Genomic DNA, 17942 nt, shown 5'->3' with positions numbered 1-17942 from the left:
CGGCGCCCAAGCCATTGCCCGCCGGTGGCCCCCAAGCCAAATCGTTCCTAGCCAAGTTTAGGTAATATTTCATTAATGCCGCGCCCACAACCCGGCTCTGGCACCAACGCTTCCCCTTCGCATCGGTCGATCCCCTCACGTGGCCGGACACCGTATCCGGCCCGGGAAACATGTCCTGCCGATGGCGCATGGATCAGTTTGGAACTATTATAGACAGGACTACAGACCGCTCATCAGACCGGCAAACCCACGGTGTCTTGGTGACTCTTTTCGCTTTCGCCGGCCTTGTCCCGCCTTCAGCGTTCGGCTTCGTCCGCTCCCTGCTGTCGCGCCTGCTGCTGCCGGGACTGCTTCTGGCACTGGCGGCCGGCGCCATCGCGTGGGCCGGCGGGCAGGGGGTGCTCGCCGCGCGCATATGGGCCGGGACGACCGCGCTGGTGCTCGCCTTGCTGGCCATCCACATTCTTTCCAGCCTGCGGCGCGGCGAGTTCGGCCTCGACCTCATCGCCGCTCTGGCCATGGGCGCCGCCCTCGTCTTCGGCGAAAATCTCGCCGGGGCCATCGTGGCGCTGATGTTCACCGGCGGGCAGGCGCTGGAGGCCTACGCCCAGCGCCGGGCGGCGCTGGAGATGAGCGCGCTGCTGGCCCGGGTGCCGCGCACCGCCGCGCGCTATGAGAACGGGCGGCTGGCCGACGTCCCGCTCGATGCCCTGCGCCCCGGCGACTGCCTGCTGGTGCGGCGGGGCGAGGTGGTGCCGGTGGACGGCACGCTCGACAGCCCCCTTGCGACGCTCGACCAGGCGGCGCTGACCGGCGAGCCTCTGCCGGTGCGCCGGGCGCAGGGCGAGGCGGTGATGAGCGGCACGACCAATGCCGGCAACGCGTTCAACCTCACCGCCATCCATGCGGCGGCGGATAGCACCTATGCCGGCATTGTTCGGCTGGTGGAAGCCGCCCAGCGCTCGAAGGCGCCGATGGTCCGCCTCGCCGACCGTTACGCGCTCGGCTTCCTGGTGCTGACACTCGCCATTGCGGGGGCGGCCTGGGCGCTCAGCGGCGATCCGGTCCGCCTGCTGGCGGTGCTGGTCATCGCCACCCCCTGCCCGCTCATCCTCGCCGTGCCGGTGGCGATCATCTCAGGCATGTCGCGCTGCGCCGGGCGCGGCGTTCTGGTGAAGGATGGCGGGGCGCTGGAGCGGCTGGCTCGTCTGCGCACCGTGCTCATCGACAAGACCGGCACGCTGACCGGCGGCCGCCCCCGCCTCATCGCCATCACGGCGGGTACCGGCTTCGCGCCGGACGACGCGCTGCGGCTGGCCGCGTCGCTCGACCAGGCCTCCGCCCATGTCGTGGCGAGCGCTCTGGTGGAGGCGGCGGGCGAGCGCGGGCTCGCCCTCACCTCGCCGAGCGACATAAATGAGGAACCCGGTGCCGGCCTCACCGGCCGCGTGGGCGCCCATCGCGTGGCGGTCGGGGGCCGGGGCTTCGTCGCGGCACACCTCACGGGAAACGGCGGAAACAGCGAAACAGATGGCGCGGCGTTCCCGCCCGGCACCGTCTCCGTCGATGTGGCGGTGGACGGCGTGTTGGCCGGCACGCTCCTGCTCGCCGACGCGGTGCGCGAGGAGGCGCAGGCGGTGCTCGCCGCCCTGCGCGACATGGGCGTCACCCGCCTGATCCTCGCCACCGGCGACGAGACCGCACGGGCGCAGGCGATCGCGGCCGGCCTCGGCTTCGACGCCGTGCTGAGCAACATGACGCCGCAGGACAAGGCCGCCGCCGTGGTCGCCGAGCGCGCGAACGGCCCTGTCATGATGATCGGCGACGGGGTCAACGACGCCCCGGCGCTGGCGGCCGCCGATATCGGCGTCGCGATGGGCGGCGGCGGGTCGGGCGGGCGGAGCTCGGCTGCCTCCTCCGAGGCCGCCAGTGTCGTCATCCTGGTCGATCGGCTGGACCGGCTGATCGACGCAATGGCGATCGCCCGCCGCTCCCGCGCCATCGCCGTGCAGAGCGTCGTCGCCGGCATCGGCCTCTCCACGCTCGGCATGGTCGCCGCCGCCTTCGGCCTGCTGGCGCCGGTGGAGGGCGCGCTGCTGCAAGAGTTGATCGACGTGGCGGTGATCCTCAACGCCCTGCGGGCCCTGCGCGCCCCGCCGGCCGGCGCGGCCCGACAAGGCGCGGCTCGACAAGGCCTCCGCGCCTGCCCTTTCCGGAGCGCACGCTGCTGCCCAGCCGTGGGTCAGCGGTGACTGGTGTTGCCGCACGGCATCACCATATGTGCCTGCGCAGGCCCCCACCTGGAAGGGAATCGGGCTTGCCAGGAGATACCCATGAACAAGAATGATCCCCGCCTGTGGATGTGGTCGGACGCGGTCGACATGCTCAACCGTGCCGAGCGGATGCACCGGCAGATGTTCCAGCCGGTCGTGCGCGAAGAGGCGCCGGCCCGCCACCGCGCCCCGTGCTGGGAGCCGCCCGTCGACATGCTGGAGACCGACCACGAATTGCTGGTGCTCGCCGCCTTGCCCGGCGTCGACCCTGACCGCATGACGGTGTCGATCCAGAACGGCGTGCTCACCATCGCCGGCGCGCGCGTTCTGCCGCCGGAACTGCACCATGCCACCATTCACCGCATGGAACTGCCGCAGGGACGGTTCGAGCGCCAGCTCGCCTTGCCGCCCGGCCGTTACGAGGTGAACCGCCCGCGCGTCGTCAATGGCTGCCTTGCCATTGTGCTGCGCAAGGTTTGAGGGGGACTGAACCGATGACACACCCCAATTTCGATAAGTATTCGCCGCTCCGCATGGCCGATGCCGGCGCGGGCAACGGCGCCAATGGCAATGTGCCGGAGGATCAGATGATTCTCCTGCCGGTGCGCAATCTCGTGCTGTTCCCCGGCGTGGTGATGCCGGTGGCGGTGGCGCGCCCGGCCTCCATCGCGGCCGCCCAGCAGGCGGTGCGCGAGGGGCGCCCGGTCGGCATCCTCATGCAGCGCGATCCTGCCGTGGAAGAGCCCGGCCCGAACGACCTGCACCGCATGGGCGTGATCGCCAACATATTGCGCTATGTCACCGCGCCCGACGGCACGCATCACCTGGTCTGCCAGGGCGAGCAGCGCTTCCATGTCGAGGAGTTCGTGCGCGAGAAGCCCTTCCTCACCGCCCGCGTGACGCGGATCGAGGAGAGCGAGGAGCGCACGTCCGAGATCGAGGCCCGCTTCGTTCATTTGCAGGGCCAGGCCAATGAGGTGATGGAGCTGCTGCCGCAGGTGCCGCCGGAACTGGTAGCCGCCGTACGCGGTGCCAATTCGCCGGCCGGCCTTGCCGATCTGGTGGCCGCCTATGCCGACATCTCGCCCGACGAGAAGCAGGAACTGCTGGAGACGGTCGACATCGCCGCGCGGATGACCAAGATCTCGCGGCTGCTGGCCCACCGCATCGAGGTGCTGCGGCTGTCGCAGGAAATCGGCAAGCAGACGCGCGCCTCGCTGGACGAGCGCCAGCGCGAGGTGCTGCTGCGCGAGCAGATGGCGGCGATCCAGAAGCAGCTCGGCGAGGATGGCGGCAACAGCCAGGAAATCGCCGATCTCGATGCCGCGATCACGCAAGCCGGCATGCCGGAGGATGTGGAGCAGATGGCCCGCAAGGAGCTGGGTCGGCTGCGCCGCATGCAGGATTCCAGCGCCGAATACGGCATGATCCGCACCTATCTCGACTGGCTGATCGCCCTGCCGTGGACGCTGCAGGACGCCCCGCCGATCGACATCGCGGAAGCCCGCAAGGTGCTGGACGAGGACCATTTCGGCCTCGACAAGATCAAGCGCCGCATCGTCGAATATCTCGCCGTGCGCAAGCTGGCGCCCAACGGCAAGGCACCCATCCTGTGCTTCGCCGGCCCGCCCGGCGTCGGCAAGACCTCGCTCGGCCAGTCCATCGCCCGCGCCATGGGCCGCAAGTTCGTGCGCGTTTCGCTCGGCGGCGTGCATGACGAGGCGGAGATTCGTGGCCACCGACGCACCTATGTCGGCGCGCTGCCGGGCAACATCATCCAGGGCATCCGCAAGGTCGGCACCCGCGACTGCGTGATGATGCTGGACGAGATCGACAAGATGGGCTCCGGCATCCAGGGCGACCCGTCGGCGGCGATGCTGGAGGTGCTCGACCCCGAGCAGAACGGCACCTTCCGCGACAATTATCTCGGCGTGCCGTTCGACCTGTCGCGCGTGGTGTTCATCGCCACGGCGAACATGCTCGACACCATCCCCGGCCCGCTGCGCGACCGCATGGAGATCATCACCCTCTCGGGCTACACCGACAGCGAGAAGCTGCAGATCGCCCGGCGCTATCTGGTCCGCCGCCAGCTGGAGGCCAATGGCGTCACCCCCGAGCAGGTGGAGATCGACGACGACGCGCTGAAAGCGCTGATCCGCGCCTATACCCGCGAGGCCGGCGTGCGCAACCTGGAGCGCGAGGTCGGCCGCGCCGTCCGCCATGTCGCGGTCGACATCGCGGAGGGCAACGCCAGCCATGTGCGTATCGGCGTCGGCTCGCTGCCCGACCTGCTCGGGCCGCCGATCTTCGAGGACGAAGTGGCGCTGCGCGTCTCGGTGCCGGGCGTGGCGACGGGCCTCGCCTGGACCCCGGTGGGTGGCGACATCCTGTTCATCGAGGCGACCCGCATTCCCGGGCGCGGCGGGCTCATCCTCACCGGCCAGCTCGGCGATGTGATGAAGGAGAGCGCGCAGGCGGCGTGGAGCCTCGTCAAGAGCCGCGCCGTCGAGCTCGGCATCGACCCGGCGCTGTTTTCCAGCAGCGACGTGCATGTGCACGTGCCGGCGGGAGCGACGCCGAAGGACGGACCCAGCGCCGGGGTGGCCATGTTCACCGCCCTCGTCTCGCTGCTCACCAACCGCACGGTGCGCAAGGACACGGCGATGACCGGCGAAATCTCGCTGCGCGGCCTCGTGCTGCCGGTGGGTGGCATCAAGGAGAAAGTGGTGGCGGCGGCGCGGGCGGGCCTTACCCGCGTGATGCTGCCGGCCCGCAACCGGCGCGACTATGAGGACATTCCCCAGGACGCGCGGGACCGGCTGGAATTCGTGTGGCTGGAGCGGGTGGACGACGCCATCGCGGCGGCGCTGGAGCCGGGCGAGACGGCGGGTGACGCACCGACCCTCAAGGCGGCGAGCTGAACCTGCCGCACCATCAGGGGCCGTCCCGGAACACATCCGGGGCGGCCTTTTCCACGCCGCTGCCGGCAAAGATGACGCTGCGGGGGAATCCCGCTAGAGACGCCTGCCTGAACAGGGTGAACGGACGTCGCCATGGAGAGCTTCTGGTCGCATTACTGGCCGCACGTCGTGCTGGTCACGACGGGCACGGTGGGCGTCGTCGCGGCGATCCACGCGGCGATGACCAAGGACGACGTGCGCGCCGCCATCGGCTGGGTCGGCGTCATCCTGCTGTCGCCGCTACTCGGCGCGTCCCTCTATCTCGTCGCCGGCATCAACCGCATCCGCCAGAGCGCCGCCGGCCGACGGCGCGCCAGCCAGGACCGGCAGCGCCGAAACGAGCGCCCGCCCATCGCCATCGCGCTGTCGCCCAGCCTCTCGGCGATGAAGCGGCTCGGCGACCGGGTCGCGGCCTTCCCGCTGACAAGCGGCAATGCGGTGGCGATGCTCGACAGCGGGGACGAGGCCTATCCCGCCATGCTCGCCGCCATTGCCGGGGCGCAGCGCCATGTGGCGCTCTCCTCCTATATTTTCGACAACGACCCCGTCGGCGTTCAGTTCGCCGAGGCGCTGGTCGCGGCGCACCGGCGCGGCGTGGCGGTGCGGGTGCTGATCGACGCCATCGGCGCGCGTTATTCGCGCCCGTCCATCGTCGGGCTTCTGCTGGCGGGCGGCGTCGTCACCGAGCTGTTCATGGGCAACCTCATCGGCCCGCGCCTGCCTTATGCCAATCTGCGCAGCCACCGGAAAATGCTGATCGTCGACGGCACGCTGGCCTTTACCGGCGGCATGAACATCCGCGCCCAGTTCACCCGCGCCCATGCGGGCGACAGCCCGGCCCGCGACACCCATTTTCGAGTCGAGGGACCGGCGGTGGAGCAGTTGCTCACCGTGTTCGCGCAGGACTGGTCCTTCACCACCGACGAGCATCTGGACGGCCCGGCCTGGGCCGAGGGCGACCACTCCACGCCGCGCGGCCCGGTGGCGGTGCGGGTGGTCCCCTCGGGGCCCGACCGAAACCTCGCTTGCGCCCACAGCATGATCATGGGCGCTCTCACCATGGCGCAGAGCCGGGTAAGCCTGTGCTCGCCCTATTTCCTGCCCGACCAGCAGCTGATCGGCGCGCTCTCGGTCGCCGGGCGGCGCGGGGTCGAGGTGGATGTCGTCATCCCTTCCGCCAACAACCTCAAGCTCGTCGACTATGCCATGACCGCACAGCTCGACCAGGTGCTTGCCGGCGACTGCCGGGTGTGGCGGGCGGCGGGGATGTTCGACCATTCCAAGCTGATGTCGGTGGACGGCAGCTGGGCCTATGTCGGCTCGTCCAATCTCGACCCGCGCAGCCTGCGGCTGAATTTCGAGCTCGATCTCGAACTCTACGACCCCGCCATCGCCGGAGAAATCGAGGCGCGCATCGACGCCATGGTGCAGGCGGGGAGCGCTGAAACGCTGGCGACCCTCGCCGCGCGGCCGTTCATAGAGAAGCTGCGCAACCGCGCCATCTGGCTCGCCTCGCCCTATCTGTGAAACAGCCCCCCAAGCCACGTCATCCCGGCCGAGCGAAGCGAGCGCCGGGATCGCTCACTGATAGGGACGCGGTCCCGGCTCGCCCTGCGATCGTCGGGCGTCGACGAGCCGGCCGACGCCACATCCCTCCGCCAAAAAATAAAGCCAGCCCCGGCAAGGGGCTGGCTTGAAGGGAGACGGAACGGTCCGTCTCGGGAGGCACGGGCGGCGAGTGCTCCGCCGCCGCAAACCCTCACGCAGCGGCGACGGCCTTGAGTTCGACTTCCGAGATCGTCTTGAGGACCTGGGAAGCGATCTTGTAGGGGTCCCCCTGGGAATTGGGGCGGCGATCCTCGAGATAGCCCTTGTAGTCGTTGCGCACGAAGGAGTGCGGGACGCGGATGGAAGCGCCGCGATCGGCCACGCCGTAGGAGAACTTGTTCCACGGCGCCGTCTCGTGCTTGCCGGTCAGGCGCAGATGGTTGTCCGGGCCGTAGACGGCGATGTGGTCGTCGAGGTTCTTCTCGAACGCCGCCATCAGGGCCTCGAAATACTCCTTGCCACCCACTTCGCGCAGATACTTGGTGGAGAAGTTGCAGTGCATGCCCGAGCCGTTCCAGTCGGTGTCGCCGAGCGGCTTGCAGTGATACTCGATGTCGATGCCGTACTTTTCGGTCAGGCGCTGCAGCAGGTAGCGGGCCATCCACACTTCATCGGCGGCGCGCTTGGAGCCCTTGCCGAAAATCTGGAATTCCCACTGGCCCTTGGCGACTTCCGCGTTGATGCCTTCATGGTTGATGCCAGCTTCGAGGCAGAGCTCAAGGTGCTCTTCAACGATCTCGCGGGCGATGTCGCCGACATTCTTGTAGCCGACGCCGGTGTAATACGGCCCCTGTGGCGAGGGATAGCCGTGCTCGGGGAAGCCGAGCGGGCGGCCGTCCTTGTAGAAGAAGTATTCCTGCTCGAAGCCGAACCAGGCGCCTTCATCGTCAAGAATGGTGGCGCGCGCATTGGTGACATGCGGGGTGACGCCGTCCGGCATCATCACTTCGCACATGACAAGCGCGCCGTTCTTGCGGGCCGGGTCGGGATACAGCGCGACGGGCATCAGCACGCAGTCGGAGCTGCGGCCCTCGGCCTGCTCCGTGGACGAACCGTCGAAGCCCCACAGGGGAAGTTCTTCCAGCGAGGGGAAGTGGTCGAATTCCTTGATCTGAGTCTTGCCGCGCAGGCTCGGGGTCGGCTTGTAGCCGTCGAGCCAGATGTACTCGAGCTTGTACTTCGTCATTGCGTGTCTCTCATCACTTAAGACCGGGTGCCGAACAGCCCTGGTCGTTGTGCCGGCCGTGCGAGGAAGGTCGACCGCCAACGGCTACCCTGTTCTTATGCACACACCGTGCCACATGCGCCGCATGCCGGTGCAAACGTCGCCCTTCGACGCGCGCGGCACGCGCCTTCCGCACCTTCCGGGCGGGCCGCAAAGCTCGCGATTCGCGTTCATCCTGCGGGACTTGGGGCCGCCGGTCCGGGCGTGCGCCTCTGCCGCGCTGCAACAGGCGATGCAACCCTTGGGCGCCCCGCGCCGTTACATCGGAAGGCCTTGCGGTGTCGCGCGGCGGTGCACATATTCTATGCTCATTGTGATTGCAAAATGTGCATCTTGCGCAAACGCCATGCAAAAGATGTTATATGTAAACGAGGGGCTGGCGCAGGAACGCGCAGCCCGGAAAGGAGAAACGTGCCATGAATACTCATACCCAGCGCGAGAGCGCCCAGATCGTCCCCTTCCCCGTCGGGGGTCGTGCCGGTCTCGCCTCCCGCCGCCCCGAGCCGCTGTCTTCCGAGGCCCTCAAGGTATCGCCCCGCGTCGTGATCGGCAGCTGGTACCATGAAGAGGCCATCAAGGAAGACGGCGAGCGCACCAACTGAGCGTCCCGTGCGTGTTTCACGGACGATGACAGTGCCTCGCGCTCCCCGCCTTCACACGACGCCTCAAGAGGGCCGCGACTGACCGTCCGGCCCTCTTGTCATATCCGGGCCTCGCCGAAAGCCTTGCCGGCCCCTCTTATCGGCCCGCGCCTAGCCGAAGATCGACCAGCCCAGCCGATGGGTGAGTTTTTCCAGCGCGAGGCGGCCGAGATGCGAATTGCCGCTGGCGTCCAGCCCCGGCGACCACACCGCGATCGAGGCCTTGCCCGGCGCCACCGCCAGAATACCGCCCCCCACCCCGCTCTTGCCCGGCAGGCCGACGCGATAGGCGAACTCGCCCGAGCCGTCATAATGCCCGCAGGTCAGCATGATGGCGTTGATGCGCCGCGCCCGCTCCGGCGACACCACCGAGAACCCGGTCGCCGGGTTGCGCCCGTTATGGGCGAGGAAACGCCCGGCCATGGCGAGCTGGCGGCAGCTCATGGCGATGGCGCAGTGGTGGAAATAGACGCCGAGCGTGTAGTCGACCGGATTCTCCAGCACGTTGAACGACTTCATGTAGTTGGCCAGCGCCCGGTTGCGAAAGCCCGTGCGCTGCTCGGAGGCGGCCACCGCCTCGTCGATGCCGATCGCCGGGTCCTCGGCGAGAAAATGCAGGAACCGCAAGATCTCGCCCAGGGTGTCGCGGGGCTGGTGGCCGGAGAGGATGACGTCGGTAACGGCGATGGCGCCGGCATTGATGAAGGGGTTGCGCGGAATGCCGTGCTCGTTCTCCAGCTGGACGATGGAGTTGAACGGGCTGCCGGAAGGCTCGCGCCCCACGCGCCGCCACAGAAGATTGCCAATCTTGCCCAGCGCCAGCGTGAGGGTGAAGACCTTGGAAATGCTCTGGATCGAGAACGGCGCATCGGCATCGCCGCCCACCACCATGCGGCCCTCGCCGTCCACCACCGCGATGCCGAAGGCGGCGGGGTCGACCCGCGCCAGTTCGGGGATATAGCTCGCCACCTCGCCACGGTCGGGGCGGGCGCGCATTTCTTCGGCGATTTCGCGGACGACGGTTTCAAGTTCGGGCACGGGGATCGTTCACCTTCTTGGCTGGGGCGCCATCGCCTGTAGCGCAGCGATGGCGTGGAAGGCCAGCGCCGTGCAAGGCGAATGCCGCGCGCGGTCCCGGGCGGCGAAGCGGCGTTCTGAAAAACACGGCCCGGCAATCGCAGGCAGGGTGAGCCTCATTCCCCGCCCCCGGCGCCGCGCGGCGCCGCCCATGATGGAGTGAACCCGATGCCCCGCCGTCACGCCTCCGCCGCGCTGGCGCTTGCCAGTGCCTTCAGCCTCGCCCTCGCTTTCGGCCCGACGCCTGCCGTGGCAGTGGGCGCTCCGGTACGCAACATCGTGCTGGTGCATGGCGCGTGGGTCGACGGCTCGGGCTGGAAGGCGGTGTACGACCATCTGGTCGCCGACGGCTTCCACGTCACCATGGTTCAAGAGCCGGAGACGTCCTTCGCCGACGATGTCGCCGCCACACGGCGCGTGCTCGATCTGCAGGACGGCCCGACGCTGCTGGTCGGCCATTCCTATGGCGGTTCGATCATCACCGAGGCGGGCGTTCATCCCAACGTCGCCGGCCTCGTCTATGTCGCCGCCCACGCGCCCGATGTCGGCGAGGACGAGGCCGCGCTCGGCCGCTCCATGCCGAGCGTGCTGGCGATGACCGCCGGCGCCATCGAGAAGACCCCGGACGGCTTCACCTATCTGGACCCCGCCCTCTTCCCCAAGCTGTTCGCCCCCGATCTGCCGGTCGCCCGGGCGGAATTCGAGGCACAGGGGCAGGTGCTGGCCGCGGCAAGCGTGTTCAGCACCCCGCTCACCGCCGCCGCCTGGCAGTCGAAGCCGAGCTGGGGCATCGTCGCGGGCGCCGACCAGATCATCAATCCGGCGCTGGAGCGGTTCTATTACGAGCGGGCGGGCGCGCCGATCACCACCATCGCCGGCGCCAGCCATTCGGTCTATGAATCGCACCCGCGGGAAGTCGCCGCGGTGATCGAGCAGGCCGCCCGCGCCCTGGGCCAGGCGGAAAACTGAGGCGGCCCGCCGCCCCTTCCACCAACGGCATCCAAGGAGCCCCCATGTCGCGCCCGCCGCTCCCGCCCTTTACCCGCGAAACCGCGATGGAAAAGGTCCGCCTCGCCGAGGATGGCTGGAACAGCCGCGACCCGGCCAAGGTGGCGCTCGCCTACACGCCCGACAGCGCCTGGCGCAACCGCGCCGAATTCGTCAACGGCCGCGAGGCGATCGTCGCCTTCCTCACCCGCAAATGGGCGCGCGAGCTGGATTATCGGCTCATCAAGGAGCTGTGGGCCTTCACCGAGAACCGCATCGCGGTGCGGTTCGCCTATGAGTACCACGACGACAGCGGCAACTGGTTCCGCGCCTATGGCAATGAGAACTGGGAGTTCGACGCGGACGGGCTGATGCGCCGGCGCCTCGCCAGCATCAACGAGCACCCGATCCCGGAAGCCGACCGCGCCTATCATTGGCCGCTCGGCCGGCGGCCGGACGACCATCCCGGCCTCGGCGATCTCGGTTTCTGAGCCGGCGCCGCGGCGGCGATCACGTCGCCTGCGGCCGCCCGATCCCCGGCCTGAGCATCACCAGCGCCCCGCCAAGGACTATCCAGAAGGCCACCAGATAGGGCCACAGATTGTCCGGGAAGACCGGCACCGGGTAGACCGAATTGTACAGCGGCCACAGCATCGCCAGCGTGCCGAGGCTGCCCAGCACCAGCCACAGCCGGCTGCCGGCCCGCACTGCGTGGACGGCGGCGGCGGCGGTGACGCCGATATAGGCGACGATCAGCGCAAGCACGCCGATGGTGCCGACATTGTCGTAGTAGTTCGCCGGCCCGATGAAGGGCGCCCAGGCCAGCAGCCCCGCCAGCATGGAAAGGCTCACCACGCCCACCGCGACGAAGGGCGTGCCATGGCGCGGGTGCACTTTCGCCAGTGTGTCGGACAGACCGCCACGGCCGAGAACGAACAGCATGCGGGCGCCGGCCGAGAGCGTGCCCAGCACGCAGGAGATGGCCGATACGCACGCCGCGAGATCGAGCACGGTGGCGATGTGGATATTGCCGTATTTCAACGCCAGCGTGTTCAGCGGCGCGTCGCTGGCCGCCAGCGCCTTCATGTTGTCGAGCCCGAAGCCGATGACCTGAATGTAGGAGGCGAAGACGAAGAACAGGCCCGCCACCACCACCGAGCCGACCAGCGCGATGGGAATGGTGCGGCCGGGCTGCCCGGCCTCCTCGGCCAGCGTGGCCGCCGCCTCAAAGCCGGCAAAGGACAGCACCGCGAACACCACGGCATAGCCGATGCCCCACCAGCCTATGGCCGGGTCTGGATGGAAGGGGGCGAGGCTCAGCCCGCCCTGCGCCTCCACCGCCATCAGGATTCGGATGCCGAGAAAGACGATGACGGCAATGGAGGAGAGTTCCAGCACCAGCATCAGCCGGGTGGCAAGGCGCACGTCGCGCCAGGCGAGCAGCGTGCCGCCGACAAGGGCGGCGACCGCCACCGGCAACCACCACGCACCCAGATTCACGCCGTGGTCATCCAGCGCCGCGCGCAGAAAGTCCCCCACCAGCGCCGCGCTGCCGGAACCGCCGGCGATGTAGAGCAGCACCATGCACCAGCCGGCAAGGAAGCCGGCACGGGGGCCGAAGGTCTGGCCGATATAGGCATAGCCCGAGCCGGCGGTGGTGACGCGGCTGGCGAAGAACACGAAGGACAGGCCGACAACGCCGACCACCACCGTCCCCACCGCGAAACCCAGCGGGGCGGCGACGCCGGCGGCACCGACGGCCAGGGTCACGTTGAGCGCCATGCCCATGGTCGGGGCGATGACCGACAGGGAAAGCCCCACCGCTTCCACCGGCCCCAAGCTGCCCTTGAGAGCTTCGCCACCCGTCTTCGCCATGCCGTTCCCCTTATGCGGGTACAGTCATCCGGCAAGGGGACGGTCGAGACAATGGCGAAATTTGTTCCTAGAGCGCGATCCGGGCGGATTGAACCGACCCGGTCGTTGGGTAGCCCTCTGAAGCTCTGATCGAGAGCGCGCCGATGCCGCTATTTCGCGGGATCGTAACCCGCGTCGCGGCCTTCCGGCTTCTGCTCGCGCTCGCCGGCCTTGTCGTCCTGCTGCGGATTGGCGCTGCGGGCGTGGCCGCTCTCTTCGGGGGCGCGGTCCTTATTCTCCACGCGGCGATCCCCCGGCTTGGCGGGGTTCTTGTCGTGCTGGTCGGCGATAATCATGGACGTCTCTCCCATTGGGTCTGTCGAGTGTGGATTAGACGGGTGCGACCCCGCTCAGGCATCGTCCCGCGAGGGGTGTCGGCCGCGGCGGTCGTCCTCGGCACGGGGACGCACGAGGCCGAACTCCACCAGCAGCTGAATGACGCCGCTGGCCAAGGCGCCGCTCATCAACGCTTGCGGCTGCCGGCCGCACCGCTCATGGCCCCCGCCCGGTCGTGCGGGGGCGAGGTGCGGCCGCGCCGGTTCTTGGGGATTTCCAGCGTGCGGTGGATGGTCTCGATCTCCGTCACCGGCTCGTTGTCCTGCTGGCCCGGATCGACCCGCACCGTGGAATCGATCGGCGGGTCCTGCGGAGGGCGCTCGGCGGCTTCGATCCCCCCATCCTCGGAAGGCGCGGGAAAGCCGGGCATGGCGACGGCGCGGCCAGCCTCCGGCGGCGCTTCCGCCGTATCGACCGGGCGGAAAGTGCCGGAACCGTGGCCAGACGCATTACCCTCGTTGATCAGCATCTCGCTCGCGCGCCGCCAGTGATCGTCCGACCGACCTTCGGGCCGGCCTTCGGCCTCCCACAAGGCGTGGGCGCGCTGGCGGATGGCATGTTCGTCTGTGCTCATGGACGTTCTCCCTGTTCCACCAGATCAACGCTCGGCCGCGACACCTGTTCCGGCGTGTCGAGCCCCGGCGCCCGGGCAAGACGTGGGCGGAGCTGGATGTCGGCGATGACAGGCAGATGGTCGGACGCGTGCCGCGCTTCCGGGTCAGTGAAGCTGTGCGCCAGCATGCCGCGCCGGCTGCAATAGAGCCGGTCGAGCCGCAGCAGCGGCCAGCAGGCGGGGAAGCTGCGGATATTCGTGCTCTCCGGCAGCACCCGCGCCAAAGTCCGCCGCACCGGCCGGAAGGAGAACCAGTCGTTGAAATCTCCCATCATCACCGTCGGCGCGTCGCTGCCGTCGCGGGCCATGCGGGCGAGCTTTCGCGCCTGCCGGCGCCGCTCCAGCAAGGCGAGGCCGAGATGCACCGCGACCACTCGCAGCGGGCCCAGCGGCGTGTCGACATGGGTCTCGATCGCCATGCGCGGCTCGCGGCGGCGCACGGAAAGGTCGTGCAGCACGATGTCGTGCGTCGGCCAGCGCGAATACAGCACGTGGCCGTAATGGCCGTCCGGCACGGCGATGGTCCGCGCCTCGGCGAAATGGCCGATGCCCAGCCCTTCCAGCGGCGCCAGGCACGCCACGTCGCGCCCGCGCGTGTCGACCTCCTGCAAAGCGAGGATGTCCGGCTGGTGGCGGGCGATGAGGGCGGCGATGCGCTCCAGATTGAAGCGCCGGTCCGGCCCGACGCCGCCATGGATGTTCCAGGTCATCAGCCGCAGGCGCTGCGGCGGCGCAGCGTTCACGCCGACCTCCGCAGGCGGGCGACGAGGAATTGCAGGCCGAGCGAACAGGCGATCCACAGCCCCACAAAGCCGATGAGCAGCAGGACCCGTCCCAGCGTCGGGTTGGAAATCACCTCGACGATCTGGTGGCCGAGCGCACTCAGCACAACCAGCCCCGGCATCAGGCCGAGGGCGGTGCCGAGCACGAAATCGACCAGTCGCAGCCCGGCCGCGCCCGCCACAAGGTTGATGAAGGTGAACGGCGCCGCCGGCACCATCCGCATGGTCGCCACCGTGAGGATGCCCTGATTGGCGAGCCCCCGGCGGATGCGGTTGATGCGCGGGCCGATGAAGCGGCGGACCACGCCGGCGCCGAGATGGCGGCCAATGAAGAACGTCACCACCGCGCTCGCCAGCGCCCCCAGCCCCGCCAGCAGCGCCCCGGTCCAGCCGCCATAGACCGCCACCGTGGCGATGATGAGCACCGACACCGGAAACACCACCAGTCCGCCCAGCACATAGATGCCGACCACGGCCGCCGCGCCCCAGGGGCGCTGGGCCATGGTGTCGAGGGCGGAGATGATGCGATCCGGCTCGGCAAAGGGGGAATTGGCCCAGGCGATCACCAGCGCCGCCAGCACGGCGAGCCCCGCCAGCGCGGCGGCAATCGGCCATTTGCGCCGCCTGCCCCCGCCTTCCGAGGCGCGCTCGTCATAGAGTGGCTCAAGCGGGTCGGCGATGGCGCTGATCTGCGGCAGCGCGAGATCGGTGGCGACGCGGGGCAGTTCCACGAGGCGCCGGCCCGCCGCGCCCTGACGCGAGGCGGCGATGAGCCCGTCGCCGGCGACCAGCTCCGCCACTTGCTCGGGCGCGTGGCCGATATGCTCGCCCAGCAGGCGGTCACGGATGGCCGCCACCCCTGCGCGCTCGCCCTCGCCGCGCGCCTCGATGACGAGATCGCATTCGCTGTCGAAGCCCATGGAGCGGTTGCAGATATTGGCCGAGCCGACGCGCAGCATCCGGTCGTCGACGATGAGAATCTTGGCGTGGACGAAGACCTCGACAGTGGCGTCGCCGGCGCTCACCTGCGGGAAGACGAGGCGCGCGCGGTCGGCCAGTCCTTCCTGCTCCAGCCGCGCCCTCAGCCGCTCGCGCGGCACGCCCATCACCTGCTGCTCGATCCAGGAACGGTAGATGTTCGGCGTCACCATCAGCGCTTCGAGCGCGGGGCACTCCTTCATCCGCGCCACCAGCCGCTCGGTGAAGCGTTCGCAGGTGATGAACTGGTTCTCGACATAGATCATGCGCTCGGCGCTATCGATCATGTCGAACAGCAGGGTCTCCACCTCGCGTGCGCCGGGCGCGCCATCATAGGCCGGCAGGGTGCGGGCAATGCCGATCTCGACGTCGGAAAAATCGGTCGGCAGTGCATCGGGCCAACGGTTTCCCCGCGCCCGGGCCGGCACCAGCCGCTCGGAGGCGGCGCGCTTCCAGCGGTCGCGGAACAGCGCGCCGAGCGCATCGGCCGCCGCGCCATCGACCGCCATCTGCACGTCGTGGAACGGCTCGTAGAGGGCGCCCTGCGGGTCGCGGCGCAGCGGGTCGCCGGGCGTGTGATCGGGGGTGTCCCAGCGGTGGCCGGTGATGTCGAGCCCGCCGGAAAAGGCCAGCGAGTCGTCGATGACCACGATCTTCTGGTGGTGCGAGGCGCCGATCGGCAGTTCATCGTCGAGGCACAGCTCGATCTGCTTCGGCGTCGACCACATGAAGGAGAAGATGGGCGCCAGCTCGCGCTCCAGCGCGAACATCACCGAATAGTCCCAGAGCAGAAGCCGGATGCGCAGGCGGGGATTGCGCGCCACCAGCGCGGAAAGGAAGGCCGCCAGCGTCTCGGGCAGCCCGTCCTCGGCGGTGCCGCTCTCGCCCACCAGCTTCATCCGGCTGTCGAGGTCCCAGCCGGCGATGTGGATGGTCTCGCGCGCCTCCAGCATCGCCGCCCGCAGCGCGCCGAAATAGGCGGCGCCGTCGACCAGCACCCGCGCGCGCGCCGCGCTCTCCACCCGCCAGACGTTACGGCCGGTCTCCAGCACCGGGCCGCCTTTATCCTGCGGCTGCGGTGTCGGGCCTTCCGGTACGGGCCGCGCGGCCATCGCGCTTTCGATCAGATCCTGGCTAATGGACATCGCTTCGCATTCTTGGAGAAAACACGCCTGGAGGAAACAAGCCTGCGCTAACCGCGCAGCCGCCGAGGGGTTCCCGGGAAAGAGGTATGCGAAGGACGGATAGCGGGTCGGCGCGGGTGGCGCCGGGCTCAGCTCATCAGCGCCGCGACCAGGGCCCCGGCGCCGACCAGCAGCGCGAACAGGACGGCCACGGCGGTGACGAAGGACATGCCGGGCACGGTGGTGCCCTTGTCGTCATAGGCGCGCCCGCGCTCGTCGGTGCCGCCGCCCGCGCTCGACGTGCCCACCGGACCGGCTGCCATTGCCCGGCGCTCGGACGTGGCGGGATGGCCGGCCGCCTCGTCGTCGGTGCCGAGCGGGGCGGCGGCGGGATCGGAAAACGGCACCTTTTCGCCGGTGCGGCCGGCGTCGATGTCGCCCCGCAACTGATCGGTTTCGGACATGTCGTCCCTCCTCGCCCCGGGTACCCTGCCCGAAGCTGGAGAACCAACGCCCCATCCCACTGTTCGGTTCAGCCGGCGGGGAACCTGTTGCCATGCCGGAGATTGTTACCGCAGCAGGGTTCGACAGGGGGATGTCAGGTGGCGCCGCGCGGCCTTTGGAAAGGCTATCTCAAGCTCTCGCTGGTGACGTGCCCGGTCGTTCTGGCACCGGCCACCAGCGCATCGGAGAAAATCAGCTTCCACACCCTCAACCGGGCAACCGGCAACCGGGTCGAGGGCATCTATGTCGACGCGCAGACCGAGGAAACCGTCGACGCCGACGACCAGGCGCGCGGCTATGAGCGCGAGCCGGACAGCTATGTGATCCTCGACGACGAGGATCTGGCGGCGGTGGCGCTGGAGAGCAACCGCACCATCGACATCGAGAGCTTCGTGCCGGCCGATGCCGTGGAATGGATTTGGTACGACACACCCCATTTCCTGATGCCGGACGACCCCGTGGGCGAAGAGGCTTTCGCCGTCATCCGCGAAGCCATGGTGGCCACCGGCAAGGTCGGCCTGTCCCGCGTGGTGCTGCACCGGCGGGAGCGTCCCGTCATGCTGGAGCCGCGCGGGCGCGGCATCGTGTTGTGGACGCTGCATTATTCCGACGAGCTTCGCCGGCCGGAGGGCTATTTCGAGGACCTTGACGAGGTTGCCGACGCCGATCTGGTCGCTCTGGTCGGCAAGCTCATCGACAAGCGGACCGGCAAGTGGGACGCCGCGCTGGTGAGCGACCCGCTACAGGCCAATCTCAAGCAGCTTATCGCCGCCAAGAAGAAGAAGCGGCCGGCCAAGCGCCGCACGGCCCGCGTGGCCGACGATGACGAGACGCCGACCAATGTGGTCAACATCATGGATGCGCTGAAGAAGAGCCTTGCCGCCGAGCGCAAGCCGGGCGGGCGCAGAAGCTGAGCGCAA

Annotated in this window: 16 protein-coding genes; 8 read left to right on the top strand and 8 right to left on the bottom strand. The window is 68.9% G+C overall.

Annotation, left to right across the window (positions count from 1 at the left end):
* Positions 1-359 precede the first annotated feature (359 nt).
* From EV667_RS05545 to EV667_RS05530, 4 genes are all read left to right on the top strand, one after another.
* Positions 360-2252: a heavy metal translocating P-type ATPase gene (locus EV667_RS05545; RefSeq protein ID WP_245516077.1), complete on the top strand. Its 1893-nt coding sequence runs from the start codon at positions 360-362 to the stop codon at positions 2250-2252.
* An 81-nt stretch (positions 2253-2333) separates the two neighbouring features.
* Complete coding sequence (locus tag EV667_RS05540; protein ID WP_131834266.1) at positions 2334-2753, top strand: Hsp20/alpha crystallin family protein; 420 nt, start codon at positions 2334-2336, stop codon at positions 2751-2753.
* 14 nt (positions 2754-2767) lie between these two features.
* A complete protein-coding gene (gene lon / locus EV667_RS05535) occupies positions 2768-5194 on the top strand; it encodes an endopeptidase La (RefSeq protein WP_131834265.1) in 2427 nt (808 codons plus the stop codon).
* A gap of 132 nt (positions 5195-5326) precedes the next feature.
* A complete protein-coding gene (locus EV667_RS05530; RefSeq protein WP_131834264.1) occupies positions 5327-6760 on the top strand; it encodes a phospholipase D-like domain-containing protein in 1434 nt (477 codons plus the stop codon).
* Between the two features lie 232 nt (positions 6761-6992).
* Here EV667_RS05530 and EV667_RS05525 read toward each other — a convergent pair whose 3' ends face one another.
* Positions 6993-8027: a glutamine synthetase beta-grasp domain-containing protein gene (locus EV667_RS05525; RefSeq protein WP_131834263.1), complete on the bottom strand. Its 1035-nt coding sequence runs from the start codon at positions 8025-8027 to the stop codon at positions 6993-6995.
* Between the two features lie 455 nt (positions 8028-8482).
* Here EV667_RS05525 and EV667_RS05520 point away from each other — a divergent pair, with 455 nt between their 5' ends.
* Complete coding sequence (locus EV667_RS05520; protein ID WP_131834262.1) at positions 8483-8668, top strand: DUF2735 domain-containing protein; 186 nt, start codon at positions 8483-8485, stop codon at positions 8666-8668.
* A gap of 150 nt (positions 8669-8818) precedes the next feature.
* Here the strand turns inward: EV667_RS05520 and EV667_RS05515 are convergent, their stop codons facing one another.
* On the bottom strand, positions 8819-9745 hold the full coding sequence (locus tag EV667_RS05515) for a glutaminase (RefSeq protein WP_131834261.1): 927 nt from the start codon (positions 9743-9745) through the stop codon (positions 8819-8821).
* A 207-nt stretch (positions 9746-9952) separates the two neighbouring features.
* Between EV667_RS05515 and EV667_RS05510 the strand changes: the two genes are divergently transcribed.
* Positions 9953-10753: an alpha/beta fold hydrolase gene (locus EV667_RS05510; RefSeq protein WP_131834260.1), complete on the top strand. Its 801-nt coding sequence runs from the start codon at positions 9953-9955 to the stop codon at positions 10751-10753.
* Positions 10754-10797: 44 nt separating this feature from the next.
* Positions 10798-11262 (top strand): nuclear transport factor 2 family protein, encoded by a 465-nt coding sequence (locus tag EV667_RS05505; RefSeq protein ID WP_131834259.1) that lies wholly within the window; start codon positions 10798-10800, stop codon positions 11260-11262.
* A 19-nt stretch (positions 11263-11281) separates the two neighbouring features.
* On the opposite strand, the gene EV667_RS05500 is transcribed toward EV667_RS05505, so the two are convergent.
* The 6 genes from EV667_RS05500 to EV667_RS05475 form a co-directional block, all read right to left on the bottom strand.
* Entirely contained in the window at positions 11282-12646 is a 1365-nt protein-coding gene (locus EV667_RS05500; protein ID WP_131834258.1) for an APC family permease, read from the bottom strand.
* A 149-nt stretch (positions 12647-12795) separates the two neighbouring features.
* The gene (locus tag EV667_RS05495) at positions 12796-12981 is read right to left on the bottom strand and encodes a hypothetical protein (RefSeq protein WP_131834257.1); all 186 of its coding nucleotides are present in this window, start codon (positions 12979-12981) and stop codon (positions 12796-12798) included.
* A 167-nt stretch (positions 12982-13148) separates the two neighbouring features.
* Complete coding sequence (locus EV667_RS05490) at positions 13149-13595, bottom strand: DUF2934 domain-containing protein (RefSeq protein WP_207907678.1); 447 nt, start codon at positions 13593-13595, stop codon at positions 13149-13151.
* Positions 13592-14377, bottom strand: coding sequence for an endonuclease/exonuclease/phosphatase family protein (locus EV667_RS05485; RefSeq protein ID WP_245515985.1), 786 nt, complete (start codon positions 14375-14377; stop codon positions 13592-13594). Before EV667_RS05485 ends, EV667_RS05490 begins: the two co-directional genes overlap by 4 nt.
* Entirely contained in the window at positions 14374-16539 is a 2166-nt protein-coding gene (locus EV667_RS05480) for a VTT domain-containing protein (protein WP_245515984.1), read from the bottom strand. The genes EV667_RS05485 and EV667_RS05480 overlap by 4 nt, the downstream gene beginning before the upstream one ends.
* A gap of 128 nt (positions 16540-16667) precedes the next feature.
* Positions 16668-16982, bottom strand: coding sequence for a hypothetical protein (locus EV667_RS05475; protein WP_131834255.1), 315 nt, complete (start codon positions 16980-16982; stop codon positions 16668-16670).
* 138 nt (positions 16983-17120) lie between these two features.
* Between EV667_RS05475 and ku the strand changes: the two genes are divergently transcribed.
* Positions 17121-17936 (top strand): non-homologous end joining protein Ku, encoded by an 816-nt coding sequence (ku, locus tag EV667_RS05470; RefSeq protein ID WP_131834254.1) that lies wholly within the window; start codon positions 17121-17123, stop codon positions 17934-17936.
* Positions 17937-17942 lie beyond the last annotated feature (6 nt).

The sequence above is a fragment of the Ancylobacter aquaticus genome, from assembly GCF_004339465.1.
GTDB classification, from domain to species: domain Bacteria; phylum Pseudomonadota; class Alphaproteobacteria; order Rhizobiales; family Xanthobacteraceae; genus Ancylobacter; species Ancylobacter aquaticus.
The sequence above is the reverse complement of the archived record's forward strand: the minus strand, read 5'-3'. Positions and strand labels throughout refer to the sequence as shown.

What these genes read in the sequence shown, in the direction of transcription:
- EV667_RS05490 (WP_207907678.1), bottom strand. Translation starts at nt 13,595, where the DNA reads ATGAGCACAGACGAACATGCCATCCGCCAGCGCGCCCACGCCTTGTGG.
- EV667_RS05500 (WP_131834258.1), bottom strand. Translation starts at nt 12,646, where the DNA reads ATGGCGAAGACGGGTGGCGAAGCTCTCAAGGGCAGCTTGGGGCCGGTG.
- EV667_RS05530 (WP_131834264.1), top strand. Translation starts at nt 5,327, where the DNA reads ATGGAGAGCTTCTGGTCGCATTACTGGCCGCACGTCGTGCTGGTCACG.
- EV667_RS05505 (WP_131834259.1), top strand. Translation starts at nt 10,798, where the DNA reads ATGTCGCGCCCGCCGCTCCCGCCCTTTACCCGCGAAACCGCGATGGAA.
- EV667_RS05540 (WP_131834266.1), top strand. Translation starts at nt 2,334, where the DNA reads ATGAACAAGAATGATCCCCGCCTGTGGATGTGGTCGGACGCGGTCGAC.
- lon (WP_131834265.1), top strand. Translation starts at nt 2,768, where the DNA reads ATGACACACCCCAATTTCGATAAGTATTCGCCGCTCCGCATGGCCGAT.
- EV667_RS05475 (WP_131834255.1), bottom strand. Translation starts at nt 16,982, where the DNA reads ATGTCCGAAACCGATCAGTTGCGGGGCGACATCGACGCCGGCCGCACC.
- EV667_RS05495 (WP_131834257.1), bottom strand. Translation starts at nt 12,981, where the DNA reads ATGATTATCGCCGACCAGCACGACAAGAACCCCGCCAAGCCGGGGGAT.
- EV667_RS05480 (WP_245515984.1), bottom strand. Translation starts at nt 16,539, where the DNA reads ATGTCCATTAGCCAGGATCTGATCGAAAGCGCGATGGCCGCGCGGCCC.
- EV667_RS05525 (WP_131834263.1), bottom strand. Translation starts at nt 8,027, where the DNA reads ATGACGAAGTACAAGCTCGAGTACATCTGGCTCGACGGCTACAAGCCG.
- EV667_RS05520 (WP_131834262.1), top strand. Translation starts at nt 8,483, where the DNA reads ATGAATACTCATACCCAGCGCGAGAGCGCCCAGATCGTCCCCTTCCCC.
- EV667_RS05510 (WP_131834260.1), top strand. Translation starts at nt 9,953, where the DNA reads ATGCCCCGCCGTCACGCCTCCGCCGCGCTGGCGCTTGCCAGTGCCTTC.